We start from the raw sequence: 24,483 nt of genomic DNA on the forward strand, positions 1-24,483 counted from the left end.
GTTACAGGACATTCCACCCTGGCGTGACATTCATGAGCTTGTAGCTATCCATCGCTTCACCGTTTGCGCCACCCAGCCCGGTTGATCGAGCGGCAAGTCGTGTCCCGCTTCGGGATGGTTTGCATAAGCGGTTCGCCACGCTTGCGCCAGTTGCTGTGAACAGGCGGGATCGACCAGCCGGTCTTGCCCGCCTGCCAATACCAGCATCGGCATGGGTGGACAGCTCGCTGGTGCACGAAAGCGGGCGGCCGACAATAACTGGCGCAGCGCATTGCGCCGTGTGACCGGATACTGCTGCTGGTACTTCAGCCACTGTTGCACCAGCGCCGCATTGCCCGCGCCATGCCGGCAACTGGTCAGGCGCAAGATCAATGCTTCCTGGCTGGCCTGGTTCCCCAACAGCAATTGGCGCAGCAGGGCCGGATAATTTTGCCAGCGCAGGCGCCGGTAAAACGGGCTGTACGGCCGCATGCTGGTATTGATCAGCACGCACGATGCGATCTCATGCGGGTAGCGGCTGGCCCATTCGACGGCCACCATGCCGCCCAGGGACAGGGCGAGCAGGCGGTACGGCGGCTTCAAGCCGCGCGCCAGCAGATCCTGGCGGCAACACTCCACCATGGCGCACACGCGCGTGGCGCTGTCCATCGCATGGCGCTGGCCGTTGCCGGGCAGGTCAGGCGTGACGATGGTGGCGCCGGGCAGGGCAGCGCCCAAGGTCGCCGGAAAGTCGCCCCAGTGGCGCTGCTCGCGCATCAGGCCGCGCAGCAAGACCCAGGTATCTGTCATGACTCATACCACTGCGCCAGCGCGCGCCGGCGGTGCGCCTTGCGCGCCAGGCCTTCAGGCATCCAGCGGCCGTGGCTGTTGGCGGCGCGCATCAGAAAATCGAACCACACCAGATGGCGGCGCAGCACGCGCTGCAAGCGGTGGGTGGCCGTGGGGTTGAAGATGCCGGCGCGATTGAACAGCTGGCGCGGGTTTTTCTTGACCCACAGCCAGGAACCCATTTCCAGCGTCAGCGGCAGGAACACGCGCTCGCTGTCGCTGGTCCCCCGCAGGTACAGATAATCCCACAGGTCGCCATGGGTGCGGTATTGCCGGCTTTGCGGCTCGAATACATAGTTGTGATTGGGATAGGTGCGGCTATACAGCTCTTCCAGCGCGCCGATATCGGCCAGGTGGGCGATCGGCGTGGCGGTGTGGGCGTGCGGAAACCAGATGCGGTCGCGCAAGCCGAAGCCGGAATGGCAATCGAGGGCGATGCTGAACTGGCGCGACAGCAATTCGCGTTCGACCAGCTCGCACACGGCATCGCTTTCTAGCTGCATCGGCGCGCCTTCCCGGCCCCGGTACCAGGGCAGCTTGTTGCTGTAGCGCTGGCCGCCCAGCAAAAAAGGCACAGGTTCGCTGGCCGACAATGGCGCATTGCGCATCAGGTCCACCCCTTGCGGATTGCAGCGCGTGCCTTGCCACATGCCGCCGGGATTGACCAGCGGCATGAACACCAGGCGCATCGATTCGAGCTGCTGGTGCAGGGTGCTGTCCCATTGCAGGCGCGCCAGGATGCTTTGCAAAAAGGCGAGGATCACTTGCGTGCCGATGCGTTCCAGTCCATGAATGCCGCCAAAGAATCCCAGCACGGGCACATCGGGGCTGGGGTTGCCCAGCGCAATCGTATAAACGGGAAAGTCGCGGCCATCGATGGGAATGCTGCATGGTGCGGCCACTTCCAGGTGGCGGCCGCCTTCGTCGATCAGGCGCTTGAGCATGATCAGTTCGGGGAGATTCTTTTCGATCATGGATGACGCTGAAAAGGAAGGGGCTTCAGTGTAGCTGAAATAAGCCTTGCTCCGTTAACGTATGTTCCGTACGTTCGCGTACAGACCTTTTTTCTCTGCGCCTTACACTCGATCCTGGGCCGGCATGCACCCAGCGAGCCAATAAATAAGTAAGCAGCGAGGACACAATCAGCCAGGAGGACGCAACGATGGACGAGATCAACGATATTAATACGGGCCGGCGCGATGTCCTGATCGTGGGGGCCTTGTCGGCCACTGCGGCGGTCATCCCCGCCATGGCTGCGGCCCAGGCTGGCAGTTCCGGGAGCGCAGCCTCGGCGCCACCGGTGATGATGGGTGTGCGCTTCGCCATCAACGGCAAGGTCCGGGCGCTCGAACTCGACACGCGTACCACCTTGCTCGACGCCTTGCGCGAACACCTGCACCTGACAGGCACCAAGAAGGGCTGCGACCATGGCCAGTGCGGCGCCTGCACCGTGATCGTCGACGGCCAGCGCATCAATTCCTGTCTGAGCCTGGCGGTGATGCATGAAGGATCAAAAATCACCACCATCGAAGGGCTGGGTACGCCGGAAAAACTGCATCCGATGCAGGCCGCGTTTGTCGCCCATGATGGCTATCAGTGCGGTTACTGTACTCCGGGGCAAATCTGTTCGGCCGTGGCGGCGCTGGACGAAATTCGCCGCGGCGTGCCCAGCCATGTCAGCGCAGACCTCAACGCGAAACCGCAAGTCACGCCCGAGCAATTGCGCGAACGCATGAGCGGCAATATCTGCCGCTGCGGCGCCTATTCGAATATCATCGACGCGATCACGGACGTTGCAGGGAGGCCGGCATGAAGGTCTTCAGCTACCAGCGCGCCACCACGCCGGCCGCAGCGGCTGCCGCCTCGCTGCGCACCCCGGGCGCCAAATTCATTGCCGGCGGCACCAATCTGCTCGACCTGATGAAACTTGAGATCGAGGCGCCGCCGCACCTGATCGACGTCAACGGCCTGGGCCTGGACCAGATCGGCGCCACGCCAGACGGCGGCCTGCGCATCGGCGCCCTGGTGCGCAACACGGCCCTGGCCGCAGATGAAAAAGTGCGGCGTCATTATGGCGTGCTGTCGCGCGCCTTGCTGGCCGGTGCGTCGGCCCAGCTGCGCAACAAGGCCACTACGGCCGGCAACTTGCTGCAGCGCACCCGTTGCCCGTATTTCTACGACACCAACCAGGCCTGCAACAAGCGTCATCCCGGCAGCGGCTGCCCGGCCATTGGCGGTTTCAGCCGCCAGCTGGCTATTCTTGGCGGCAGCGACGCCTGCATCGCCACCCATCCGTCCGACATGGCGGTGGCCATGCGGCTGCTCGACGCCGGCATCGAAACCGTGCGCCCCGATGGCGCCACGCGCACCATTGCGATCGCCGATTTTTATCGCTTGCCGGGCAATACGCCGCATATCGAAACGGCCCTGCAGCCGGGCGAGCTGATCACCGCCGTCACCCTGCCGAAACCGCTGGGCGGCACCCATGTCTACGCCAAGGTGCGCGACCGCGCCTCGTATGCGTTTGCGCTGGTGTCGGTGGCTGCCGTCGTCATGCCGGACGGCTCGGGCCGCGTGGCCCTGGGCGGCGTGGCGCCGCAGCCATGGCGCTTGGCGCTGGCGGACCAGGCCATGGGGCAGGGCGCGGTGGCCGTCAGCAAGATACTGCTGGCCAACGCCAGGCCGACCGAAGAGAACGCCTTCAAGGCCACCCTGGTGCGGCGCACCCTGGCTGGCGTGCTCAATGGAGTGCCCATGCAAGCGCGTGATACCGCGCAGAAAGTCACATCATGAAATTTACCACGCCCGCCACCACCAATCCCATCGACCAGCTGCGCTATATCGGCCGCGCCACCGACCGCATCGAAGGTCCCCTGAAAACCACGGGCACGGCGCCCTATGCCTATGAACAGAACGAAGCGGCGCCGAATGCCGCCTATGGTCATGTGCTGGGCGCGGCGATCGCCAGGGGCCGCATCACGTCCATGGACACCAGCGCCGCCCTGCGCGCGCCCGGCGTGCTGGCCGTCGTCTCGGCCGCGAACGCCGGCAAGCTTGGCAAAGGGAAGATGAATACCGCCAGGCTGCTGGGCGGCCCCGAGATCGAGCATTACCACCAGGCGGTGGCGCTGGTGGTGGCCGAAACGTTCGAGCAGGCGCGCGCCGCCACGCAGCTGATCGCCGTGACATATGCCCAACAGAAGGGCAAGTACGACCTGGCGGCGGCGAAAAGTTCCGCCATCAAGCCCAGGGAAGGCAAGCCCGACACCAGGGTGGGCGACTTTGCCGGCGCCTTTGCCGCCGCCCCCGTGAGGATCGACGCCACTTACACCACGCCAGACCAGTCGCACGCCATGATGGAGCCGCATGCCTCGATCGCGGCATGGAACGGTGACCAGTTGACGATCTGGACCTCGAACCAGATGATCGCCTGGAGCCGCGGCGACGTGGCCTTGACCCTGGACATTCCGAAAGCGAAGGTACGCCTGATTTCGCCGTATATCGGCGGCGGCTTCGGCGGCAAGCTGTTCGTGCGCGCCGATGCCGTCCTGGCCGCGCTCGGGGCGCGCGCCGCGCGGCGCCCCGTCAAGGTGGCGCTGACGCGTCCGCAACTGATGAACAACACCACGCACCGGCCCGCCACCATCCAGCGCCTGCGTCTCGGCGCCACGCGCGCCGGCAAGATCACGGCCATCGGCCATGAATCGTGGTCGGGCGACCTGGAAGGCGGCAAGCCGGAAACGGCAGTGATGCAGACGCGCCTGCTCTACGCGGGCGCCAACCGCATGACGGCCATGCGCCTGGCCGTGCTGGATCTGCCGGAAGGCAACGCCATGCGCGCACCCGGTGAGGCGCCGGGCCTGATGGCGCTGGAAATTGCCATGGACGAACTGGCGGAAAAGCTGAAGATGGACCCGATTGCCTTGCGCATTGTGAACGACACCAAGGTCGATCCGGAAAAACCGGGCCGGCCGTTTTCGCAGCGCCGCCTGATCGACTGCCTGCGCACCGGCGCCGTCGAGTTCGGCTGGAAGGAGCGCAGTGCCACGCCGGGCGCCAAACGCGACGGCCGCTGGCTGGTCGGCATGGGCGTCGCTGCCGCCTTCCGCAACAATATGGTGATGAAATCGGCCGCCCGCGTGCACCTGGACGCCCAGGGCGTGGTGACGGTGGAAACCGACATGACCGATATCGGCACCGGCAGCTACACCATTATCGCGCAGACGGCCGCTGAAATGCTCGGTGTCGAGCTCGACAGGATCGTCGTCAGGCTGGGCGATTCGGACTTTCCCGTATCGGCCGGTTCCGGCGGCCAGTGGGGCGGCAACAGTGCCACCGCCGGCGTGTATGCCGCTTGCGTCAAATTGCGCCAGGCCGTGGCTGTCAGGCTGCAGATGGACCCCAACGAGGCGCGGTTTTCCGATGGACAGGTCAGTAGTGGCGAGCGCGATGTGCCTTTGGCTCAGGCAGCCAGGGATGGCGAACTCGTGGCCGAGGATTTCATGGAGTACGGCGACCTGGACAAGAAATTTCAGCAGTCGACCTTTGGCGCGCATTTTGTCGAGGTGGGCGTGGACAGCTACACGGGTGAAGTGCGCATCCGGCGCATGCTGGCCGTGTGCGCGGCCGGCCGCATCCTGAACCCGAAGTCGGCGCGCAGCCAGGTGATCGGCGCCATGACCATGGGCGCCGGCGCAGCCTTGATGGAGGAACTGGTGGTCGACCAGCGCGGCGGCTTCTTCGTGAACCATGACCTGGCCGGCTATGAAGTGCCGGTGCATGCCGATATGCCGCACCAGGACGTGATCTTCCTGGAAGAAACCGACCCCCTATCGTCGCCGATGAAGGCCAAGGGCGTGGGCGAACTGGGCATTTGCGGCGTGGCGGCGGCGATCGCCAACGCCATTTATAACGCCACGGGGGCCAGGGTGCGCGAGTATCCGATTACCCTGGACAAGTTGCTCGACAAGCTGCCCGCCGTGGCCTGAAGCACTAACCCAGCGCCGGCGCGCCACCGACCGGCAAGCTCAACGTTGCCGGCTTGCGACGTACCGGGCGGGCCACGCTGGTGATCGGCTGCGCTTGCTCCGCCGCCATCACCACCGTATCGTCCACCGTAAAGAAGCCCACCACGCGCAGCAGGGTGGTCGCCTCGCTATGGACCGACTCTGCTGACGCGGCCGCTTCTTCGACCAGGGCCGCATTTTGCTGGGTGACATTGTCGATCGCAGTAATGGCACCGTTGATTTCGCCGATGCCCGACTCCTGCTCGGCGCTGGCCGTGGCGATATGGGCCATGATGCTGGTGACGCGCTCCACGCTGGCGACAATCTCGGCCATGGTGTCGCCGGCCGCATGGGCCAATACGCTGCCCGTTTCAATCTTCTCTACCGACGTATTGATCAGCTTTTTGATCTCGTGCGCCGCCGTCGCCGAACGCTGGGCCAGGTTGCGCACTTCACTGGCCACTACTGCAAAGCCGCGACCTTGCTCACCGGCACGGGCCGCCTCGACGGCGGCGTTCAGCGCCAGGATATTGGTTTGAAACGCGATGCCGTCGATGACGCCGATAATATCGACGATTTTTTTCGCCGCCGCGCTGATCTCATCCATGGTGCCGACCACGTCATCGACCACGCTGCCGCCTTTTTTGGCCACCTGCGAGGCCGACAGTACCAGTTCGTTGGCCTGGCGTGCATTGCTGGTATTGCCCTTGACCGCCGCCGTCAGTTCCTCCATCGACGAGGCCGTTTCCTGCAGCGCACCCGCTTGGTGTTCGGTGCGGCGCGACAGATCCATATTGCCGGTCGACAGTTCGCGCGAGGCGGTGTCGATGGTGACGGCGCCATCGTGCACCAGCTTGACCGTTTCACCGAGGCGCACCGTCATATTGTGCAAGGCATTGAGCAGCTGGCCCACTTCATCGTGGCGTTCCTGCACCTCGACCTGGCGCAAGTCGCCCCTGGCGACGCGCTCGGCAATATTGACCGCATGCTTGAGCGGCACGACGATGCTGCGCGTAATCGCCCACGCCAGCGCGGCGCCCGTGATCAAGGCCAGTGCGCCAAAGGCGAGCAGGGTGGCCACGCTGCTGTCGTACTGGCTGGCCGAGGCCGCCGCCAGGGCATTGGCTTCTTTGGTCTGGTAGTCCAGCAGCTTGCTCAACGCCGCAGCATAGGCGCCGAACGTGGTTTTCATGGTGCTGCCGGTCAGTTGCTCGACTTCCTGCGTGCGGCCCTGATCCTTGAAGGCAAACACTTCCTTGCGCACGGCAAGATACGCTTTCTGGTCCTTGGCGACCTCGTCAAACAGCGCCGCCTCGGTGCCGCTCTTGTGCAAGGCTTTCATTTGCGCCATCAGGCGCTCGACGGCCTTGTCGCCCAAGGTCAGCTGCGCCTGGAAATATTCGCCCGTTTCCAGGCTGTCGCTCTTGGCGATCGACAGGGCGCTATTGCCATTGAGCTTGGCCGTGCCCAGCAGTTCGGAAGCGATCTGCTGCTTGGCCAGCTTGTCCTTGACCAGGTAGTCGGTATTGTCATTGGCCGCATGCAAGCGCCACAGGGCGATGGCCGTAATGCAAGCCATGACGAACAGCACCATGGCGAACGAGATCAGGACCCGGGGTCCGGTTTTCAATTGGAGCAATTTCATGATGTGGAGAGTGCTTTCGGTTGTCTGCTGACGGATTGCTGATGAGGGAAGCGTAGCAGGCCAGTGTGACGCAAGTATTACATCATGGAAATTATATTTGCTGAACAATCATTATTGCCTGTCGTTGAAATGGCCTGCGTCATCATCCTGTCAAAGTCCGTCGATATGATGGACAGCCTGAACCTGCGGGCCCATGCCTGCCCCAACTGGAGAGTGATATGCAAGAAAAAGTGTACAAGGTGCTGTTTGTTTGCACCGGCAATTCGGCGCGCAGCATCATGGCGGAAGCCTTGCTGACGACGATGGGCAAGGGACGCTTCAAGGGCTATTCGGCCGGCAGCCACCCCGGCGGCGTCGTCCATCCTTATGCCATCGAGCAAGTGGCGATCACCGGCTACCCGGTCAGCGAGCTGCGCAGCAAGAGCTGGGACGAATTTGGCGCGGCCGGCGCGCCGCAGATGGATTTCATCGTCACCGTGTGCGACAAGGCGGCCAGCGAAGCCTGCCCGGTCTGGCCCGGCCATCCAATGTCGGCCCACTGGGGCTTCGAAGACCCGGCCGCCGTCACCGGCACCGACGAGGAAAAACGTGCCGCCTTCCACCGCATCTTCCGCCAGATCATGACGCGCATGAATATCTTTACCAGCCTGCCGCTGCATATGCTGGAAAAGAATGCGATCCAGCAGGAAATGCAGGCGATAGGCGCGCGCGCCGCCTGATTGCCACGTCCGTCCGCACGCGCCATGATCAGCAGGGCTGCTGCGTGGCGGCGGGCGCTCCATGCATCCGCCGTCCGCAATACAGGGCCAGGTCATCGGCTGGCTGCCGGAGCTGCGCTCGGGCGATCAAAAATTTCTTTCTTTTCCGCTATACTGGCCGTCCTTCCCAGCAGCCAGTACGCAGATCATGGACTTGAGTCAGCACGCCGCCGTCGTCAATTGCGAAGCCTATCGCCATGGCAAGAAAGTCGCCCACTTCGACATTGACAAGGTCGGCGATTTTCTCGGCGACCCTGATTGCTTTGTGTGGATAGGCCTGGCCGGCCCCGACAGCGCCGCCATGCAGGCGCTGCAATCGGCCTTCGGCCTGCACGAACTGGCGGTGGAGGATGCCGAAGGCGCGCACGAGCGGCCCAAGCTGGAGGAATACGGCGACACCCTGTTTATGGTGATGCATACGGCCAGCCTCGACGGCCAGGCCATCGTCTACGGCGAAACCCATGTGTTTCTCGGCTGCCGCTTCATCATTACCGTGCGCCATGGGCCGTCGGCCGGTTACGCCAGGCTGCGCGAGCGCAAGGAAACCGTGCCCGAAAAGCTGGCCAGCGGTCCCGGCTATGTGCTGTATTCCATTATCGATTTTATCGTCGACCAGTACCAGCCTTGCATCGACATGCTGCAATCGAAGTTCCAGCAATATGAAACCCAGCTCTTCAAGCCCAGCCTGAACGAAGACAAGCTGCAGGATTTTTACCAGCTGAAAACGGAATTATTGAAGCTCGACGCGGCCGTCAACCCGCTGCATGAAATCTGCACCCAGCTGATCCGCTTCCATGGCGATATCGTGCCCAAGGAAAACCGCATCTATTACCGCGACATCCTCGATCACGTCAAAAGAGTCACGCACACGGCCAATCAGATGCGCGAGATGGTCAACGCCGCCATGCAGGTGGCGCTGGGCCAGATTTCGATCCGCCAGAACGAGGTGGTCAAGCGCCTGGCCGCCTGGGCCGGCATCCTGGCCGTGCCGACCATGGTGTTCAGCCTGTACGGCATGAACTTCAAATTCATGCCCGAACTCAATTGGCGCGGCAGCTATCCGGCGGTGATGGTGGTGATCGTGGCGGGCTGCTTTTTCCTGCACCGGCGGCTCAAGCGCGAAGGGTGGTTGTAAGCTTGGCCGTGGCATGGCAGGTCCGCTGCTTCAGTCCGTCATGACGATATCGCGCAGCTCCTTGCCCTCGTAATACAGAATCCGGCACGATGCCTCGCCAAAGCACAGTGCGACTGCCTGGTTGGCGATATGCACCTTCTCGCATGGACTGCCGGGATGGCAGGCCGGCAGGTAGTCGCCGGGCGCCATCATCGACAGGCGCGGCGGGTTGGCGTCGCCATCGTTGTACTTGAAGGTCTTCAGTATGCCGGCGTAGCCACCGCCAGGCGTAAAAGTGACCATCACCACGCCGGCCAGCTTTTGCTCGTCGTTGTACATCAACTGAACGTTATCGTCGGTATCGGCACTCTGGATATGGCCCCTGATGGCCGGCAAGGGCATCATCGTCCAGCCAGGTGGCGTTTGTACGCCCGCCTGGCCTTGGGCGGCGACGGCGTTGGTGGTTGCCGCGGCGGCAAGCGTGAGCAGGCCGGCGGCAAAGGTCTGGGCAAACCGGCGCGGCAGGTAACAGGGGCGCATGGAGAACTCCGGTGGCATGCGGGCGGGTTGCCGCATTTGCAATCCATGCTAGGCAGTTGCCGCCGTGCCGTCAACCAGCGCACTATTACAAATTGGTAAGGTTTCAGGGATGCTGGCGACAGGCCCACCGTCACTCACTCAAGCTTTCGTATCCAGCCCTGCCATTGCGTGTCGGGCGCGCCTTTGATGCTGCGATAAAACGCCTGCGCGCGCAGATTGCCTGGCAATACATCCCATTTCAGGCGCGCGCAGCCTTGTGCCTTGCCCTCGGCCATGACCGCCGCCATCAGCGCGTGGCCGATGCCCAGGCCGCGCGCTGCGCCATCCACATACAGTTCCTTGAGCACCAGGGTCGGCCGCAGGTCATAGGTGAAGGCGATGGTGTGGACCACGGCGTAGCCGGGCAGGGCGCCGCTGCCGCTTTCGGCGACGAATGCCACGAATTGCCGTGTCGATCCTTCACCGAGTCCGCGTTCAAGCAAATCGTTTTCGTTCACGCGGAACTGATCGAGATAGCCTTCGAAGCGCGCCAGCTCGCGCATCAGCGCCAGCAACGCTGGAGCATCCTGCCACAGCGCGCGGCGCACCGTGTACACGCTGGTCATGCGTGCATGCCGGCATCGGCAGGCGCCGTTTTCAGGGCAAATCCTTCAGCTATCCAGCCCGTGATTCCGCCCGGCATGATTTTCACGGGGCGGCCCAGCCTGGCCAGGCGGATCGCGGCGCGTGCGGCGCCGTTGCAATGGGGGCCGGCGCAATAGGTGACGAACAGCGTGTCCTCGGCATAGTGCGCCAGCCTGGATCCGATGATTTTTCCATGCTGCAAATGCGTGGCGCCGGGAATATGGCCGGCGGCAAATTGATCGGCGCCGCGCACGTCGAGCAGCACAAAGTCCGCATGGCCGGAGCTTAAGGTGTGGTGGACATCCCAGCAATCCGTTTCAAATTGCAGCAGCGATTCAAAATGGGCGAGGGCAAGGGCTTGCGGTGCGGCGGCGACTTCAGTAACGAGCGACATGGTGTGTTCCGGTTGGTTGGCATGCGACGATTATCGGTGCCAGCCGGTGCGCCTGACAGTGGCGCAAAGGTCAAACTGCGGTAACATTACGCCATGAAGCATCATCTTGTCGTGGCACTCGCGTATGACCAGTTGTGCACCTTTGAATTTGGCTGCACGGTGGAGATCTTCGCGCTGGACCGGTCCGAGCTCGGCGTGCCCTGGTACGAATTTGCCGTCTGCGCGGCCGAAGCGGGACCTATCCGCGCCATGGGCGGCATTTCGGTCGTGGCGCCACATGCGCTCGAGCTGCTCGATCGGGCCGACACCATCGTGATTCCCGGCTGGCGCAATGCCGACGAGGCGCCGCCTGCCGCCTTGCTCGGCAAGCTGCGCGCGGCCAATCTGCGCGGTGCGCGGCTGTGTTCGATCTGTTCCGGCGTGTTTGTCCTGGCCGCCGCTGGCGTGCTCGACGGCAAGCGCGCCACTACCCACTGGCGCTATGCCGAGCGCCTGGCGCAGCGCTATCCGGCCATTACGGTGTTGCCGGACGCGCTGTATGTGGATGAGGGCAACATCATCACTTCGGCCGGCTCGGCCGCCGGACTGGACATGTTGCTGCACCTGGTGCGGCGCGACCATGGCGCGAAGATCGGCAACAGGGTGGCGCAGCGGCTGGTGACGGCGCCGCACCGCGAAGGCGGTCAGGCGCAGTTCGTGCCACGGCCGATGGCGAAAGACGAGGCCGGCAGGCTGGCGGCCCTGATCGACTGGCTGCGCGAACATCCGGCTTTGCCGCACACCATCGCCAGCATGGCGGCGCGCGCCTTGATGAGTCCGCGCACCTTGCAGCGCCAGTTTCAGCACGCCACCGGCATGGGCCCGGTCAGCTGGCTGATACGCGAAAGGGTGGCGCTGGCCAAAGACTTGCTGGAGTCGCCCGCCACGCCGATGGCGCAGGTGGCCGAGCTGGCCGGTTTCGGTTCGGAAGAATCGCTGCGCCGGCATTTCCGGCGCCTTGTCGCCACCAGCCCCGGCGCCTACCGGCAGCGCTTCTCTGACGCCGATCTGCTTGCGCCGAAAGTCAGAAAGCCTGGCTGACCGTATGAATCAGCAAGCCCGCCAACCCGCCCACCACGGTGCCGTTGATGCGGATGAACTGCAAATCGCGGCCGATGGCCAGCTCGATGCGCTCGCTCATCTCGTCCTTGCTCCACAGCGCCAGCCGGCTTTCGATAAACGCGCCCACTTCGCCCCGGTAGCGGCGCACCAGCGAGCTGCTGCCGGCGACGATGGTGTCGTTGAGCCACTGCCTGGCTGTTTCATCGCTGCCCAGCACCTTGCCGGTGTTGCCCGCGATATTGGCCATCGCGCGCGCCAGCGCCGGCTGCGCGCTGTCGAGGTCCGCCCGCAGGCGTTCGAGCAGCGTATCCCAGGCTTCGCCCAGCATCGCCTGCACCTTGTCGCTGGCCAGCAGCTGGCTCTGGTACTGCCTGACGGTGTCTTGCCAGTGGGCGTCGTTTTTCAGGTGCAGCGCGCTGTCGGCGATCCAGCCCGACAGGCGGGCGCGCACCGGATGCTGCGGATCGGCGCGCACGGCGACGACGAATTCCTGCAGTGACCTGATCATGCGCGCCTCGTACAGCACCAGCGCCGCCTTGACCAGCTTGTTCTCGATATGGAAGGCGTTCAGCGCGAAATCGCCGATGGCCGCATGGTGGCTTTCGTCGGCCAGGTAGTCGGCGCCCTTGTCGAGCACGAAGTCCAGCAGTTCCTGCGGCTTGCTGTCGGCGATCAGGGCATCGATGCAGTCGGCCGCCACGCTGGACAGATTCAGTTGGCCCAGGTAACGGGTGGCCTTGCCGCGCACCAGTTCGCGCAGTGGTTCATGGTCCAGCATCGACAGCAGTTGCCTGGCGACCCCGGCACAAGATGCGCCCAGTTGCTGCGCATGCAGTGGATCGCGCAGCCAGGCGCCCAGCAGAGCGGCCGGGTCGGCCTGGGCGATGCGTTCGGCAATGCCTTGTTCTGTAATGAAATGGTTTTCCACAAAGGCGCCCAGGCTCTGGCCGATGCTGTCCTTGCTGTTTGGAATAATCGCCGTATGCCAGACCGGAATGCCGAGCGGATGGCGGAACAGGGCGACGACGGCAAACCAGTCGGCGATCGCGCCCACCATCGATGCTTCGGCAAACGCTTCCAGGTAGCCCCAGGCCGGGTGGCTTGCGCGCTGCGAGCGGGCCAGCGCAAACAGCAGCGCGGCGGCCAGCAGCAGGCCGACGGCCACCCACTGCATGGTGCGCAGGCGGTCGCGCTTGAACTGGTCGGCGTGCCGTGGTTCGGTCAGGACGGGAGCTGGGGGCATGGCGAAACTCTTCTTGAGGTAGAGAGCGCCATCATAACTGCGGCGGGCGACAAGGGCTGTCGCGCACGCCGCAGTATCGGGGAACGATCAGGCTTTCGGGTGCAGCAGTGAACGTTTGCGGGCATAACCGAAGTAGATGACCAGGCCGATCGCCAGCCAGATGCCGAAGGCGATCCAGGTCACCATGCTCAAGTAGCTCATCAAGGCCACGCAGAAGATCACGGCCAGCGCCGGGATCACCGGCACGCCCGGGCAGCGGAAGGCGCGCGGCAGGTCGGGGCGCTTCTTGCGCAGCACCACCACGGCAATCGCCACCAGGGTGAAGGCGGCCAGCGTGCCGATATTGATCAGTTCAGCCAGGATATTGAGCGGAATCACGGCGGCGATCAGGCCGAACACGATGCCCACCAGCCAGGTGGCGAAAAACGGCGTCTGGAAGCGCGGATGCACGGTCGACAAACGGGCCGGCAGCAGGCCGTCGCGCGACATGGCAAAGATGATGCGGGTCTGACCGAATGCCATCACCAGTATCACGGTGGTCATGCCAAGGATGGCGCCCAGGTCGACAAAGCCCGCGATCCAGTTTTCGCCCGCATATTGCAAGGCCAGCGAGACTGGATGGTCGACGCCGAGAAATTTTTGATACGGCACGATGCCGGTCATGATGGCAGACACCACCACGTACAGCACGGCGCACACGGCCAGCGAACCGATAATACCGATCGGCAGGTCGCGCGACGGCTTCTTGACTTCCTCGGCGGCCGAGGTAACGGCGTCAAAGCCGATAAAGGCAAAAAACACCAGCGCCGCCGCGCTCATCACGCCGTTCATGCCGAAGGGCATGTAAGGCTGCCAGTTGGCCGGCTGCACATGGCGCGCGCCGAAAATGATAAACAGCAGCACCACGCCGATCTTGATGGCCACCATGACGTTGTTCAGCCGTGCCGATTCGCGCACGCCCCAGCCCAGCATGGCGGTGAGCAGCAGCATGATCACCAGCGCCGGCAGGTTGATCCAGGTCGACACACCGGGCAGGGCGCCGGGTGCAGCCGTCAGTTCCACCGGCAGCACGATACCAAAACCGGCGATCAGCGACTGGAAATAGCCGGACCAGCCGACACACACGGCGGCCGCTGCCAGGCCATATTCAAGCAGCAAGTCCCAGCCTATCATCCACGCCGCCAGCTCGCCCATGGTGGCGTAGGTATACGTGTAGATCGAGCCGGCCACCGGCACGGTGGAGGCAAATTCCGCATAGCACAGGGCGGCAAAGCAGCAAGCCACCGCCGCGATCACGAACGACAGCGACAAGGCCGGGCCGGCCGTCAGCGCGCCCGTGCCGGTCAGCACGAAGATGCCGGTGCCGACGATGGCACCGATGCCCATCAGCACCAGGTCGAACGGCCCCAGTACCTTGGCCAGTCCGCCGGGCTTCTTGCTGTGGGCGATCATGTCGTCCAGATTCTTGGTTCTCAATAAGCTCACTGTCACTCCCGTGCGTTTTTTTATAGTGGTGTTGTCATCGTGACCGCCTCATGGGTGGCCAGGCGAAGGCAGATTCTAGCGCAGGCGAGGGAAGTTATTGAAGGAAATGCGGGAAATGACGTGTGGGTTGTTAATTTTTGCCGTGAGTGTGAAACTTCAAAAAACAGCGGGCCGGAGACGCGGGCCTGAGAAAATGCCGATGGCGGCGTTGCGGCTTCCTTGCCGTACATGCGTACTGTCTGCGTCGCCGCGCCTTGCCCTCGACATTTTTCAGGCCCGCTTGGCCCGGAGCACCTTGGCTGGCGCCTTGGGCCATGGACTATTTCGCTGGTTGGCTTGGAGGGAGGAAAAACTGAATCCATTCTGCCGCATGGCGGCTTTCGCCCCAAAGCCGACTCACGCCTTACGGCAAACTAATTGTTCGAAAACACGATCAAAGCTTTGCATCCTTGCCGTGAGGCTCCGGCTTTAAATTTTGAACGCTTTATGCTGAATAACGAGCTTTGATCGAAAACTTGCTCCGGGACGGCGCGATAGACAGCAGCATTTTGAGCCCGTCCACTCCCATCCAGGTCGTACCGAACTACTGTCCACCCCGTAGTGCCCGAACGAAGAGCACTTTTAGGCCACAAAGGCATTGCCAAGTCTATTATCGCTTCCGTACATTTAGCGGCCTCGTCAATGGTAGGCGGCAGCTCACGATTAATCTCGGCACTCTCTCCTACTTGTCCAGCATTTGCAGTCATGCAAACGAGATATAAAAAACATGAACATAACTTCTGGCGCATTTTCCACGCTCCTAAATTGACTTCACGTTGATAGTCCGCTTCTGGCCGATAGCAGCACCAGAGCATAGCGGATCGCCAAGCAAAAAATCCCACGCATTGTCACCATGCTGTATATAGCCGCTGTTGGCCGTCCACCGCCGTTTGTCCAACGCCTGTTTTCCAGGGGACGCGCCGAATTATCGCTTTTCCTTGTTAATCACTTGCACCAGCTTGAACGCTTCATGCTCGATCGCCGCTTCGGCCTCATTCAGTTCCTGGCTGGCCTTGACATAGGCGGCGCGCTTGCGTTCCTTCTTTTCTTCCGGCGCCACGGCCTTCGTTGCGCCCGGCATGATCAGCTGCGCACCGGAGTTATACTTTTTGTAGATGACCTGCTTGCCGTAAGGTGTGTTATAGAAGCGGCTCATCTCGATTGCGGTATCGGCGGAAATGACGCTTGTCAGCACCGGCGCCATGCGCTGATAAACCTCCGCAGGCGAAATTTTGTCGAGCTTGGCGAGCACGGCCTGTTTCTGTGCTTCATTCGGGTAGCGGCTACGGGCGGCGACGCCTTTCAGGATCTTTTCAATTTGCATCGCACCCAGCAGATCCTGTACCGCTTTAAGGTGCGCGGTGTTGCTTGCTGCAAGCGGCGCTGCCGGGGCCGGGACCGGGGCCGGGACCGGGACCGGGACCGTGGCGGCAGCAGATGCGGGGCCTGCAAAGACCAGTGACAGACTCAATACGAGCTGGACGGCAATTCTCATCATTTCCTTTTGAATAAATCAGGCCCGCTTCGACTTGCCGATCACGCTCGCCACCTTGGCGGTAATCATGTCGACCGCCGGGCCATTGGCGCCGTGCGGCAGGATCACGTCGGCGTTGCGCTTGGTCGGCTCGATGAATTGCTTGTGCATCGGGCGCACGGTGTCCAGATACTGCTCGATGACGCTTTCGACCGAGCGGCCGCGTTCGGTGATATCGCGCTGCATGCGGCGGATAAAGCGCACGTCCGAGGCGGTGTCGACAAAGATCTTCAGCGACATCATGTTGCGCAAGTCTTCGTCATACAGGGCAAACAGCCCTTCGACGACGATCACCGGCGCCGGCTTGACGCAAATGGTCTTGTCGGAGCGGTTGTGCAGCGTGAAGTTATATTCCGGCATTTCGATCGCTTCGCCGTTGCACAAGGCCTTGACGTGCCGCACCAGCAAGGGCCACTCGAAGGCCTGCGGATGGTCGTAATTTTGCTGGGGACGCACTTCGGGGGCGAGATGGGACTGGTCGCAGTAGTAATCGTCCTGCATCACGACCGAGACCATGTCGGCCCCAAAAGAAGCCAGCACTTGCTGGGATACGGTGGACTTGCCACTGCCGCTTCCGCCAGCGACACCAATAACAAACGGATGGAAAGGAATCTGGTTCATCCCCGCATGATACCGGAAGCGCGCGCGAACCGACAGGGCGGTTGCTGCAAGATAAGGGCTTTACCGCAGACTGGTCAGCTTTTTTCAAACGCCGCCAGTATGCGGCCTTCGCCGGTTTCAATTGCTTTCAAGGTATGGGACCGGCTGCTTGCGCAACGCTGCGGCGGCGCCTCCATTCGGTCACCACATCGCCCATGGTCTTCGCGCCGCCATCGCGTATCCAGGCCATCAGCGCTCTGTCAAAGCGAAATTGCGCGCCGCAGTGCGCAAGCAGGAAACGCCGGACATTTTGCGTGTTCTTGTAGCCTGCGTCGATTTCAGTCGAGTGCGATATGACGCCGCCGTGCCAGTCAAATGTCATCTTTTGCTCCATTGGTATCAAAATGCTTGCTGTTGACGATAAGTCCAGACCTGACGCATTTTCAACAATTTAAATGCGCCAGGCCTTCAGGCCTGGCGGACTAAATAAGATTTGGAAGGGGTTTGAAGCCCCTCCCAAATCGCTACGCTAAACCGGAGTCAGAATTAGATGAAAATCCTTTACACTTCCCACTGAAACTTGACGGTCAGCGCCTGATTGGTGACCTTCGGCATCCGCGTCCGGTCGCGTGAGTAGCCGACCGATATCGAACGGCCGTGGCGCCACAGATGGCGGTACAGCAGCGAACGGTGCGATTGCTTTTCGGCCCACGGTTGCAGCGCCGTGACGCCATCGTCGCGTCGTTCGCCGGCCGTGTTTTGCGCCAGCAGCCGTAGCGAATCGGCGGGCGTGAAGTGCAGCATGGCCAGCACGCGCCAGCCGGTGTCGGTAAACGCCGGCTGTCCCAGCGTGCCTTGCACCCAGGCCCGGTTCCAACGCTGGTCCAGTTCCATCGCCCAGCCATTGGGCAGGGCGCGGCGCCAGCCCAGGTCCAGCGTGACGTTGCCGCCACGGCCGACCCGGTCGGCGTCGACGTCGAGCTGGCGGCCCAGGGTCACTTCGGCATTGAGCTTCGGCAGCCAGGGCAGGGGCGACGATTCGACGCCGAAGTGCAGGGCGCGCGTGTCGTGCAGCTGGCCCAGGCGGTTGGCGCGCTGCTGGTCGAAGCCCAGGTTGGCCCAGAAATTGAGCTGGCGCGGGCCACGGAACCAGATGCCAGGCTGCAGCTTGCGCTCCACCACCTGGCCACCGGCCTGGCCGGACACGCTGTCACTGACGGTGCGGATCTCGTGCAGGCCCAGGTGGGCCTCGGTTTCGTACAAGTCGACCGCCAGGCCGTTCCAGGCCGGGCGCTGCGCCCCCATGCGGCGATTCAGGTTGATGTTCGCCTTGAGCACGCCCGTTTGCGGCACGAAGCCATTGTCGTTGATGAAGCCGCCGCTGCTCGCTTCGAACGCGGCGTCGTTCCACCAGACGTCGCTGATCTGCGTGAATTTGCCCCAGCCATAGGCGCCGCGGCGGGTGGCGACGCGCCGGGCAGGTGTGCTGTCGTCGGCGAGGGCGACATTGCTGTTCGACTGCATCAGCAGCCACGCCGCCTGCTGGCCGTCGCCGCGCCACTGGCCGTCAAAGCCGAACACCGTGTTGGCGCCCGCGCGGCCGTAGTCGCGCTGCGAGGCAAAAGCGCCCAGCAGCACGCCACCGCCCTCCCCATGCCAGCGCCCGCGCACCAGGCTGGCCAGGGTGGACGTGGTCTGATCGTATTGCGCCGTTTCATACGGGCCGCCGCGCAGCACCACGCCGCCGCTCTGGTCGCGCAAGCTCATGGCCGTCGCGTCCAGTTGCGCGGCGCGCCAGGTGGCGCGCAGGCCCCACTGCGGGTCGGCCACGGTGCGCGAATAAAAGGCCGCCAGCGGCAGGCCCAGCACGTCGGCGCTTTCCAGGAAAAAGCCGCGTTTTTCCGGCAGGCTCAAGGCAATGCGGCTGGCGCCGGAGGACGTGGGCTCGTCGATTTCCACCTGCGAGTAATCAGGGTTGAGCGTGCCATTGAACACCCAGTCGGCGCGCGGACGGGCGTTGACCTCCAGGCCCAGGCTGGCGCGGTTGGCGCGGCGCCGACCATCGGCGTCTTCGTCGCGGGTGGCGCGCATGGTCAGTTCGGGCTTGAGGTCCAGAAAAGCGCGGTCGCGCACGCCAGCCACCGTGGCGCCCATGCCGGCTATCTCCTGCAGTGCGGCGATATGGCTCAAGGCGTCGCCGGTCAAGGCAGTGCTGGTCAGCAGCAGGCCGCCCGCGTGCGGCACGCTGCGCTCGATCATGGCGCGCCAGGTCTTGCCGCCTTCGTAGGGAAAGCGCAGGTTGGACAGGGGCCAGCGTACTTCCATGCTGTAGCCGTCGTCCAGCAGCCTGACGGCGGCGTCGATCGGGAAATCCGGCCCCAGGTCCGACAAGTCCTCGTCGGCGCGGTACATGCCGTCGCTGAGCACGCCCGCCGTATTGATGCGCACGAACTGCGCCGCGCGACCGTGACCCGTGGGGTCGAGCCAGATGCCGATAAAGTCCTGGTCCATGCCCACCTTGTCGCGCCGCGCCAGCGCGCCCTGGCGCTGCTGCGGCGCGTCGTCCCAGGCGCGGATGCCGAACACCAGCGCGCCATCGACCACCAGCAATTGCACCGTGGTGCGCAACTGCGGCGGCGCGGGCCGGCCGTTTTCGGGCCGGTATTCGTGAAACGTGTCGTACACGGGCGCGTGGCGCCAGGCGTCGTCGTCGAGCGCGCCGTCGAGCCGCAGCGGCGCGTTGGCCGTGACCAGGGCGGGCAGGGCGCCTGGCACGCTGGCTTCGCCGGTGGCTGCGGCGCTCGCCAGCAGCAACGCGGACAAGAGCTTATTGTTGGGCTTGAAGATGGATGGCACCGGATCCCTTGCAGTCGAGGCAGGCATGCGCGCGGAGGTTGGCATGGCTGTGGGCCGCAAGTGTAAACGAGTTGATGTTATACAGGCAAGTGCGAGCGAGACCTGGATCAAGGCCTCCCGGCCGGCTATCGGCGTGGCGCGCGCCGGGGCGAATGAGGAACGCGGTCTCCTTCACCCGCTCTGGCCTGCATCGACCTGCGCCTGCACACCGCGAAAATACGTCAGCGGTCGGCCTATCGTCACGCCCATCAGGGCCGCGCCCTGGATAATGTCGTCGGTGTCGCGCCGGTACACGATCAGCGCATCCATCTCGTCGCTACCGTTACCGTCGATCTGGATCAGGTCATAGCCGCCTTCGTCCCGGGCGCGCTGCGCCAGTTCGCCGTCGAGCCACTCGTAATACGGCAATACGCCGCGCTCATGGCCCTTGAGCAGCTCGTAAGGGAAGTCGGGAAATTCGTCGAACATCTCCTGAAGCTGTTCGTGCAGCTCGTCGATCTTGTCGCTCGACGCCATATAGCCGCCCAGCTGGTAGATCATCTCCAGCGCGTAGGCTTGCGCATCGCTGTCCACCCACTCCTCGCGGGGGTTCGATGGCGCGTTGGTGATGGCCGTGACGGCTTCGTCGAGTTCCTCGCCTTCGAGGTCGCCGCAGGTCAGGCGGGAGAGCAGTTCGGACAAGAGCATGATGGCCTTTCAGTGGTGGATGCAGGGCCAGGAGGGCCGGCTGGTGATGCTCAAAATAGTATCATTGCCGGGCCGGCCACGCTGTCCTTCAGAACGGCCAGGGCTGGCGCGTCACGGCCACCGCCACGATATACGCAAACACCAGCACGGCGGCCACGAACGCCGTGGCGCGCACGGCCAGCGTCTTGCCGCGCTTGAGCGCGATGGTGCCCAGCACGATATACGCCACCAGTGCGCACAGCTTGGCCATCAGCCAGGGATGGCTGCCTGGCGACTGGCCGCTCCACACGGCCAGGGTGATGGCGCTGACCAGGAGCGCCGTGTCGATCAGGTGCGGCACGATTTTCACCCAGCGCTGCCCCAGCGCGGGCGAAGCGCGCAGCATCCAGGCGCCGCGCAGCAGAAACAGGGCGCCGCTGGCGGCGGCGCAGCCCATGTGGAAATGCTTGAGACTCAGATAATCCATGCCGTTGACCTTGTTTGTGTGGTGTGGCGCCAGCATAGCCGGGTTCACGGCGCGGCGCCATACTCTGTCAGCACTACATGCAAGGCGCGGTGCAATCAAGCATTGCGCCACTTGGCAGTTTACTCGAAGAGCTGCTCTGACTTGAGAATGTAGCCGGCCGGTTTGGTCTGTTTTTCGATGATGCCATCGTCAAGCAGGCGCTGCAGCCAAGCTTTGGCCTGGGCGTTGGAGACGTCGAGTGCGGTGGCAATCTCGGCGTCTTTCATGGGTGCCTTGAGCAGGCGTTGAATCGCTTCGCGCACGGCGAGAAACAGTACGTCGGCAGGAGGCAGATCGGGGATGTCGTCCTCACCGAATTCCGGTTTGGCTTGTCTCTGGCTGATTGCCATGGCAGGTTCAGGCTGCGGCGTGTCGGCCGTGCCTGTTGCAGCCGCGTCGAATACGACGTCAAATGAGGCGGTGTCTTGTGGCTCGGGCCAGGCAAGCGCGCCACGTTTGCTCAGCTCATCGAGACCATCAGACCTGATACCTGTGGTTCGCACGTGCACCGGCACAAACCTGAACTTTGCCAGCTGTTCAATGGCGCCACTCCAGGTCCCCCCCTTGCCGAGGTCGGAACTGACCACCAGCGCGGCATCGGCTAGTGCGTAAATCAATTTGTTGCGCTGCATGGCGTGGCCAACGTGAAAGCCTGCGCTGGGGTCATACGGTGAACTGAGGACCAACTGACCGTCGAGCAGCGCATTGCGATACTCCCGATGCATCGCCATTTTTTCCAGGCTGTCGGCCAGCACTGCGCAGACCCTGCCGCCAGACTCCAGCGCGCCGCGCATGGCCGCCTGATCAATGCCTTTTGCGCCGCCCGATACAATGCTTCGCCCGGCATGAGCGGCAAGCTCTCCGATAGCCATGGTGTAATCGATCAGCACCTCATCGACGTGACGGGAGCCGACCACCGCAAGGCCGCCCGTGTCCAGCAGGCCGATATCGCCGCAACCGTACAGCACCGCGGGGGCATCTTCTCGCAAACGCACCTTCAGGCGTCGAGGATAAGTGGCATCAGCCCGGCTCACCACCCAAATGGCACGCGCCTGCCAGCGTTCAATCACCTGGCTTAACAGGAATCCACGCCCCAACAGGCGCAGCAAGCGTTCTGCATCGATTACCGGCTGGCATGCCCGCACCAGCTCTGATGCATCAGACAGGACCAGATCGGCCGGTTGCCGTTGCAGTTCCCGCAAATGTCGGGCCAGCCGCTTGTACTCACCGGGCGACAGCGGGTCGGACGAGGGCTGGCCGCTCCCCGCAATCAAGGGTGCGGTCAACAGCAGGATCGCTTTTGTGTTGGGTGATAGTTCGGGCATCATTCTTCATGTCCTGTCTGTGAAAGCGCGATGGGCCAGACTTCGCCGCTGCCGCCTTTGCGTAATAACCATGCGGATACTGTCAATGTCCAGCCGGAATCGACCATATCATCGACCAGCAGTACAGGCCCCGTCGGTACGGCTAGAGCGTTCAATGCGAGCGAGCCATCGATGTTTCTAGCCTGCTGTGCACTGTTTTCCATGGTTTTTTGTTCTGGTCTGTCATCTGTTTTCGCAATCACCAGATGAAACGGCAGGCCCAGTGCGGCCGCGAGGCGTTGTGCAAAATCCGGTACCAGCACAGGATGCCGGAGCGAAGGCACACAGCTGACCCAGGCGGGGTAGGGCCGGGGATTCCATTCACCTACCATTTTCACGCAGGCGGCAACCAGATCGTCGGCGAACCTGCCATCGGCATATTTGCCTTGCCGCACCAATTCGCCCCAGCCAGCATCGCCCCATACGCACAGTGCTTTGCCTGCAAGAGCTCTGTGATCAAGTGTAATGTCACCCTGCACTCCATACTGTGGCATCCCGCCTGCGGGCCATCTCTTGCGTGGGATAATAGGCAAGCTGGTTCTGCGAAGAAAAGCGATGGCGGCCTGGAGCAACTCAGCGTCCACCGTGGCAGGCAGCGGTGCCAGCGCCGGTGGCGCGACGGCACTAGCGTCACCATCGAGCGCGCTGATCAAAAAACCCATGTGTTTACCGAACGGCAGGCTGACGTAGTCTCGCATTTGCTGGTGTTCGACTCGCCGCAATGCAGTGAGTCGTTCCGCACGCTCCCAAAAACCTTCACTGAGGACCGCAGCCGTCAGTTGCCATTTGCTGCCTTGTTTGGCGATCGGTGCTGGCGATTCGAGCGACAGCAGGGCGATGGCTTTTTCGATCCGTCCTTTGCTCAGATTAACTTTGGTCAGCAGTTGTGGAACGGACAGTCCATCGTGGTCCTGTTCAAGTGCGCCAATAATCTCGGCGACTTCCTGCCGGGTTGGAAAGGCACTGCGGATGAACCAGTCCGCAATGTTCAACTCTTCCAGGCCACTGAGCAGTACGCCGTAGGCGCTATCCAATGCGCGTCCCGCCCGCCCGACCTGTTGATAATAAGCGACGACCGACCCGGGCATCTGGTAATGAATGACAAACGCCAGGTCAGGCTTGTCATAGCCCATGCCCAACGCGGTTGTCGCCACCAGCGCCTTGACCTGATTGTCGAGCAGAGCCTGTTCCAGTTGTTCCCGGCGTTCACCGGTTTCGCCTGTATAGGCCTCGACATTGAAGCCTCGCGACTGCAGCCATTGCGCGACCTGGTTCGCGTCGCGCACCGTCAGGGTATAGATGATGCCGTGACCTTGCAGCGAGGCCAGTTGCTCCGCCAGCCATGCGAGACGCTGGGCCTGGCTGGGCAGTCTGATCGTCTGTAATGACAGCGAGCTTCGATTGAGGTCGCCGCGCGACACCTCGAGCATCGGCCCTAGCACTGCCGCAAGGTCATCCATGACGCGATTATTGGCTGTCGCCGTGGTCGCCAGCAGTCTCAGATTTGCGGGCAGCGTTTTGACGATACGCTCCAACAGCCGGTAATGGGGGCGGAAGTCGTGACCCCAGTCCGAAATGCAATGCGCTTCATCGATCACCAGCATGGCAATTTGTGCCGCGATACCAGCGAGCACCTCTGTGCGGAAGTACTCGTTGGCCAGGCGTTCTGGCGAAATCAGCAGAATGTCGGTTTCGCCGTTGGCAAGGCCCGCCTCGACCGTCGCCCAATGGTCCTTGTTATCGGAATTGATGGTGGCGGCACGAACTCCCATGCGCTCTGCGGCAGCAACCTGATTGCGCATCAGGGCCAGCAGCGGTGAAATCAAGAGTGCTGGTCCGTTGCCGGCTTCTCGCAGCAACTTGGTAGCAATAAAATAGACGAAGCTTTTACCCCAGCCTGTTTTCTGTATGACCAGCAAGCGGCCGTTACCTTCGACGATATGGCGGATAGCATCTTCCTGCCCGTCGCGAAAAGTCGCATCGGCGCGGCCCGAGCCGATACGCAGCAGTTCGAGCGCGCGTGCGGGATCGTAGATCATATATTTCTGCCTCTCGGATATCGAACTCACCATATTTTATACGCTGCGTCGCACTTGCGTCATCCGGCTCGGCATTCCGCGCAGGGCGATTCCGGACTGCCTAGTCACTTCTGCCGACCCG

The 24,483-nt window shown here is 62.9% G+C and carries 23 protein-coding genes; 6 read left to right on the plus strand and 17 right to left on the minus strand.

Features of this window, described 5'->3' with window-relative positions:
- Positions 1 to 30: 30 nt before the first annotated feature.
- Both CD932_RS15345 and CD932_RS15350 read right to left on the minus strand, forming a co-directional pair.
- The gene (locus CD932_RS15345; protein ID WP_094443696.1) at positions 31 to 789 is read right to left on the minus strand and encodes an alpha/beta fold hydrolase; all 759 of its coding nucleotides are present in this window, start codon (positions 787 to 789) and stop codon (positions 31 to 33) included.
- Positions 786 to 1,802 carry a M14 family zinc carboxypeptidase gene (locus tag CD932_RS15350; protein ID WP_094443697.1) on the minus strand — a complete coding sequence of 339 codons (1,017 nt, stop codon included), beginning with the start codon at positions 1,800 to 1,802 and terminating at the stop codon, positions 786 to 788. Before CD932_RS15350 ends, CD932_RS15345 begins: the two co-directional genes overlap by 4 nt.
- 188 nt (positions 1,803 to 1,990) lie before the next feature.
- Between CD932_RS15350 and paoA the strand changes: the two genes are divergently transcribed.
- From paoA to paoC, 3 genes are read left to right on the plus strand one after another with little or no spacing between them, the layout of a single operon-like run.
- Positions 1,991 to 2,641, plus strand: coding sequence for an aldehyde dehydrogenase iron-sulfur subunit PaoA (gene paoA, locus CD932_RS15355; protein ID WP_094443698.1), 651 nt, complete (start codon positions 1,991 to 1,993; stop codon positions 2,639 to 2,641).
- Positions 2,638 to 3,621, plus strand: coding sequence for a xanthine dehydrogenase family protein subunit M (locus tag CD932_RS15360; RefSeq protein ID WP_094443699.1), 984 nt, complete (start codon positions 2,638 to 2,640; stop codon positions 3,619 to 3,621). Before paoA ends, CD932_RS15360 begins: the two co-directional genes overlap by 4 nt.
- A complete protein-coding gene (gene paoC, locus CD932_RS15365) occupies positions 3,618 to 5,816 on the plus strand; it encodes an aldehyde oxidoreductase molybdenum-binding subunit PaoC (RefSeq protein ID WP_094443700.1) in 2,199 nt (732 codons plus the stop codon). The genes CD932_RS15360 and paoC overlap by 4 nt, the downstream gene beginning before the upstream one ends.
- Positions 5,817 to 5,820: 4 nt before the next feature.
- Here paoC and CD932_RS29660 read toward each other — a convergent pair whose 3' ends face one another.
- Positions 5,821 to 7,479 carry a methyl-accepting chemotaxis protein gene (locus tag CD932_RS29660; RefSeq protein WP_094443701.1) on the minus strand — a complete coding sequence of 553 codons (1,659 nt, stop codon included), beginning with the start codon at positions 7,477 to 7,479 and terminating at the stop codon, positions 5,821 to 5,823.
- 218 nt (positions 7,480 to 7,697) lie between these two features.
- On the opposite strand from CD932_RS29660, the gene CD932_RS15375 reads away from it, so the two are divergent.
- On the plus strand, positions 7,698 to 8,198 hold the full coding sequence (locus CD932_RS15375) for an arsenate reductase ArsC (RefSeq protein WP_094443702.1): 501 nt from the start codon (positions 7,698 to 7,700) through the stop codon (positions 8,196 to 8,198).
- Between the two features lie 187 nt (positions 8,199 to 8,385).
- The gene (gene corA, locus CD932_RS15380) at positions 8,386 to 9,372 is read left to right on the plus strand and encodes a magnesium/cobalt transporter CorA (protein ID WP_094444414.1); all 987 of its coding nucleotides are present in this window, start codon (positions 8,386 to 8,388) and stop codon (positions 9,370 to 9,372) included.
- A 30-nt stretch (positions 9,373 to 9,402) separates the two neighbouring features.
- Here corA and CD932_RS15385 read toward each other — a convergent pair whose 3' ends face one another.
- The 3 genes from CD932_RS15385 to CD932_RS15395 all read right to left on the minus strand — a co-directional run bounded on the left by CD932_RS15385 (position 9,403) and on the right by CD932_RS15395 (position 10,909).
- Positions 9,403 to 9,891, minus strand: a complete 489-nt coding sequence (locus CD932_RS15385; RefSeq protein WP_094443703.1) for a hypothetical protein — start codon at positions 9,889 to 9,891, stop codon at positions 9,403 to 9,405.
- A 134-nt stretch (positions 9,892 to 10,025) separates the two neighbouring features.
- Entirely contained in the window at positions 10,026 to 10,496 is a 471-nt protein-coding gene (locus tag CD932_RS15390) for a GNAT family N-acetyltransferase (protein ID WP_094443704.1), read from the minus strand.
- Complete coding sequence (locus CD932_RS15395) at positions 10,493 to 10,909, minus strand: rhodanese-like domain-containing protein (protein ID WP_094443705.1); 417 nt, start codon at positions 10,907 to 10,909, stop codon at positions 10,493 to 10,495. The genes CD932_RS15390 and CD932_RS15395 overlap by 4 nt, the downstream gene beginning before the upstream one ends.
- Positions 10,910 to 11,002: 93 nt before the next feature.
- On the opposite strand from CD932_RS15395, the gene ftrA reads away from it, so the two are divergent.
- Positions 11,003 to 11,989 carry a transcriptional regulator FtrA gene (ftrA, locus tag CD932_RS15400; protein ID WP_094443706.1) on the plus strand — a complete coding sequence of 329 codons (987 nt, stop codon included), beginning with the start codon at positions 11,003 to 11,005 and terminating at the stop codon, positions 11,987 to 11,989.
- Here the strand turns inward: ftrA and CD932_RS15405 are convergent.
- From CD932_RS15405 to CD932_RS15455, 11 genes are all read right to left on the minus strand, one after another.
- The gene (locus CD932_RS15405; RefSeq protein ID WP_094443707.1) at positions 11,973 to 13,253 is read right to left on the minus strand and encodes a DUF445 domain-containing protein; all 1,281 of its coding nucleotides are present in this window, start codon (positions 13,251 to 13,253) and stop codon (positions 11,973 to 11,975) included. The two genes, ftrA and CD932_RS15405, sit on opposite strands and share 17 nt — an antisense overlap.
- Positions 13,254 to 13,340: 87 nt before the next feature.
- Complete coding sequence (locus tag CD932_RS15410; RefSeq protein ID WP_094443708.1) at positions 13,341 to 14,738, minus strand: amino acid permease; 1,398 nt, start codon at positions 14,736 to 14,738, stop codon at positions 13,341 to 13,343.
- Positions 14,739 to 15,151: 413 nt separating this feature from the next.
- The gene (locus CD932_RS29780; protein ID WP_094443709.1) at positions 15,152 to 15,592 is read right to left on the minus strand and encodes an energy transducer TonB; all 441 of its coding nucleotides are present in this window, start codon (positions 15,590 to 15,592) and stop codon (positions 15,152 to 15,154) included.
- Between the two features lie 110 nt (positions 15,593 to 15,702).
- Positions 15,703 to 16,272, minus strand: coding sequence for a hypothetical protein (locus CD932_RS15420; protein WP_141213263.1), 570 nt, complete (start codon positions 16,270 to 16,272; stop codon positions 15,703 to 15,705).
- A gap of 18 nt (positions 16,273 to 16,290) precedes the next feature.
- Positions 16,291 to 16,932 carry a uridine kinase gene (gene udk, locus CD932_RS15425; RefSeq protein WP_094443711.1) on the minus strand — a complete coding sequence of 214 codons (642 nt, stop codon included), beginning with the start codon at positions 16,930 to 16,932 and terminating at the stop codon, positions 16,291 to 16,293.
- 127 nt (positions 16,933 to 17,059) lie between these two features.
- Positions 17,060 to 17,305, minus strand: coding sequence for a DUF6434 domain-containing protein (locus CD932_RS15430; RefSeq protein WP_254926620.1), 246 nt, complete (start codon positions 17,303 to 17,305; stop codon positions 17,060 to 17,062).
- Positions 17,306 to 17,472: 167 nt separating this feature from the next.
- Positions 17,473 to 19,734: a hypothetical protein gene (locus tag CD932_RS15435; RefSeq protein WP_176461001.1), complete on the minus strand. Its 2,262-nt coding sequence runs from the start codon at positions 19,732 to 19,734 to the stop codon at positions 17,473 to 17,475.
- Positions 19,735 to 19,938: 204 nt separating this feature from the next.
- A complete protein-coding gene (locus CD932_RS15440) occupies positions 19,939 to 20,454 on the minus strand; it encodes a hypothetical protein (RefSeq protein WP_094443712.1) in 516 nt (171 codons plus the stop codon).
- 88 nt (positions 20,455 to 20,542) lie between these two features.
- The gene (locus CD932_RS15445) at positions 20,543 to 20,920 is read right to left on the minus strand and encodes a SirB2 family protein (RefSeq protein ID WP_094444416.1); all 378 of its coding nucleotides are present in this window, start codon (positions 20,918 to 20,920) and stop codon (positions 20,543 to 20,545) included.
- Positions 20,921 to 21,039: 119 nt separating this feature from the next.
- Positions 21,040 to 22,287, minus strand: coding sequence for a DNA-processing protein DprA (locus CD932_RS15450; protein ID WP_094443713.1), 1,248 nt, complete (start codon positions 22,285 to 22,287; stop codon positions 21,040 to 21,042).
- Positions 22,284 to 24,362: a RecQ family ATP-dependent DNA helicase gene (locus CD932_RS15455; protein ID WP_094443714.1), complete on the minus strand. Its 2,079-nt coding sequence runs from the start codon at positions 24,360 to 24,362 to the stop codon at positions 22,284 to 22,286. The genes CD932_RS15450 and CD932_RS15455 overlap by 4 nt, the downstream gene beginning before the upstream one ends.
- Between the last annotated feature and the right edge of the window lie 121 nt (positions 24,363 to 24,483).

The organism is Janthinobacterium sp. PC23-8 (assembly GCF_002250505.1).
In the GTDB taxonomy this organism is placed as follows: Bacteria; Pseudomonadota; Gammaproteobacteria; order Burkholderiales; family Burkholderiaceae_D; genus Janthinobacterium.

Excerpts from the sequence above, each read along its gene's own strand:
- CD932_RS15345 (WP_094443696.1), bottom strand. The coding sequence starts at position 789 with ATGACAGATACCTGGGTCTTGCTGCGCGGCCTGATGCGCGAGCAGCGC.
- CD932_RS15350 (WP_094443697.1), bottom strand. The coding sequence starts at position 1,802 with ATGATCGAAAAGAATCTCCCCGAACTGATCATGCTCAAGCGCCTGATC.
- paoA (WP_094443698.1), top strand. The coding sequence starts at position 1,991 with ATGGACGAGATCAACGATATTAATACGGGCCGGCGCGATGTCCTGATC.
- CD932_RS15360 (WP_094443699.1), top strand. The coding sequence starts at position 2,638 with ATGAAGGTCTTCAGCTACCAGCGCGCCACCACGCCGGCCGCAGCGGCT.
- paoC (WP_094443700.1), top strand. The coding sequence starts at position 3,618 with ATGAAATTTACCACGCCCGCCACCACCAATCCCATCGACCAGCTGCGC.
- CD932_RS29660 (WP_094443701.1), bottom strand. The coding sequence starts at position 7,479 with ATGAAATTGCTCCAATTGAAAACCGGACCCCGGGTCCTGATCTCGTTC.
- CD932_RS15375 (WP_094443702.1), top strand. The coding sequence starts at position 7,698 with ATGCAAGAAAAAGTGTACAAGGTGCTGTTTGTTTGCACCGGCAATTCG.
- corA (WP_094444414.1), top strand. The coding sequence starts at position 8,386 with ATGGACTTGAGTCAGCACGCCGCCGTCGTCAATTGCGAAGCCTATCGC.
- CD932_RS15385 (WP_094443703.1), bottom strand. The coding sequence starts at position 9,891 with ATGCGCCCCTGTTACCTGCCGCGCCGGTTTGCCCAGACCTTTGCCGCC.
- CD932_RS15390 (WP_094443704.1), bottom strand. The coding sequence starts at position 10,496 with ATGACCAGCGTGTACACGGTGCGCCGCGCGCTGTGGCAGGATGCTCCA.
- CD932_RS15395 (WP_094443705.1), bottom strand. The coding sequence starts at position 10,909 with ATGTCGCTCGTTACTGAAGTCGCCGCCGCACCGCAAGCCCTTGCCCTC.
- ftrA (WP_094443706.1), top strand. The coding sequence starts at position 11,003 with ATGAAGCATCATCTTGTCGTGGCACTCGCGTATGACCAGTTGTGCACC.
- CD932_RS15405 (WP_094443707.1), bottom strand. The coding sequence starts at position 13,253 with ATGCCCCCAGCTCCCGTCCTGACCGAACCACGGCACGCCGACCAGTTC.
- CD932_RS29780 (WP_094443709.1), bottom strand. The coding sequence starts at position 15,592 with ATGCTCTGGTGCTGCTATCGGCCAGAAGCGGACTATCAACGTGAAGTC.
- CD932_RS15420 (WP_141213263.1), bottom strand. The coding sequence starts at position 16,272 with ATGAGAATTGCCGTCCAGCTCGTATTGAGTCTGTCACTGGTCTTTGCA.
- udk (WP_094443711.1), bottom strand. The coding sequence starts at position 16,932 with ATGAACCAGATTCCTTTCCATCCGTTTGTTATTGGTGTCGCTGGCGGA.
- CD932_RS15430 (WP_254926620.1), bottom strand. The coding sequence starts at position 17,305 with ATGGAGCAAAAGATGACATTTGACTGGCACGGCGGCGTCATATCGCAC.
- CD932_RS15440 (WP_094443712.1), bottom strand. The coding sequence starts at position 20,454 with ATGCTCTTGTCCGAACTGCTCTCCCGCCTGACCTGCGGCGACCTCGAA.
- CD932_RS15445 (WP_094444416.1), bottom strand. The coding sequence starts at position 20,920 with ATGGATTATCTGAGTCTCAAGCATTTCCACATGGGCTGCGCCGCCGCC.
- CD932_RS15450 (WP_094443713.1), bottom strand. The coding sequence starts at position 22,287 with ATGATGCCCGAACTATCACCCAACACAAAAGCGATCCTGCTGTTGACC.
- CD932_RS15455 (WP_094443714.1), bottom strand. The coding sequence starts at position 24,362 with ATGATCTACGATCCCGCACGCGCGCTCGAACTGCTGCGTATCGGCTCG.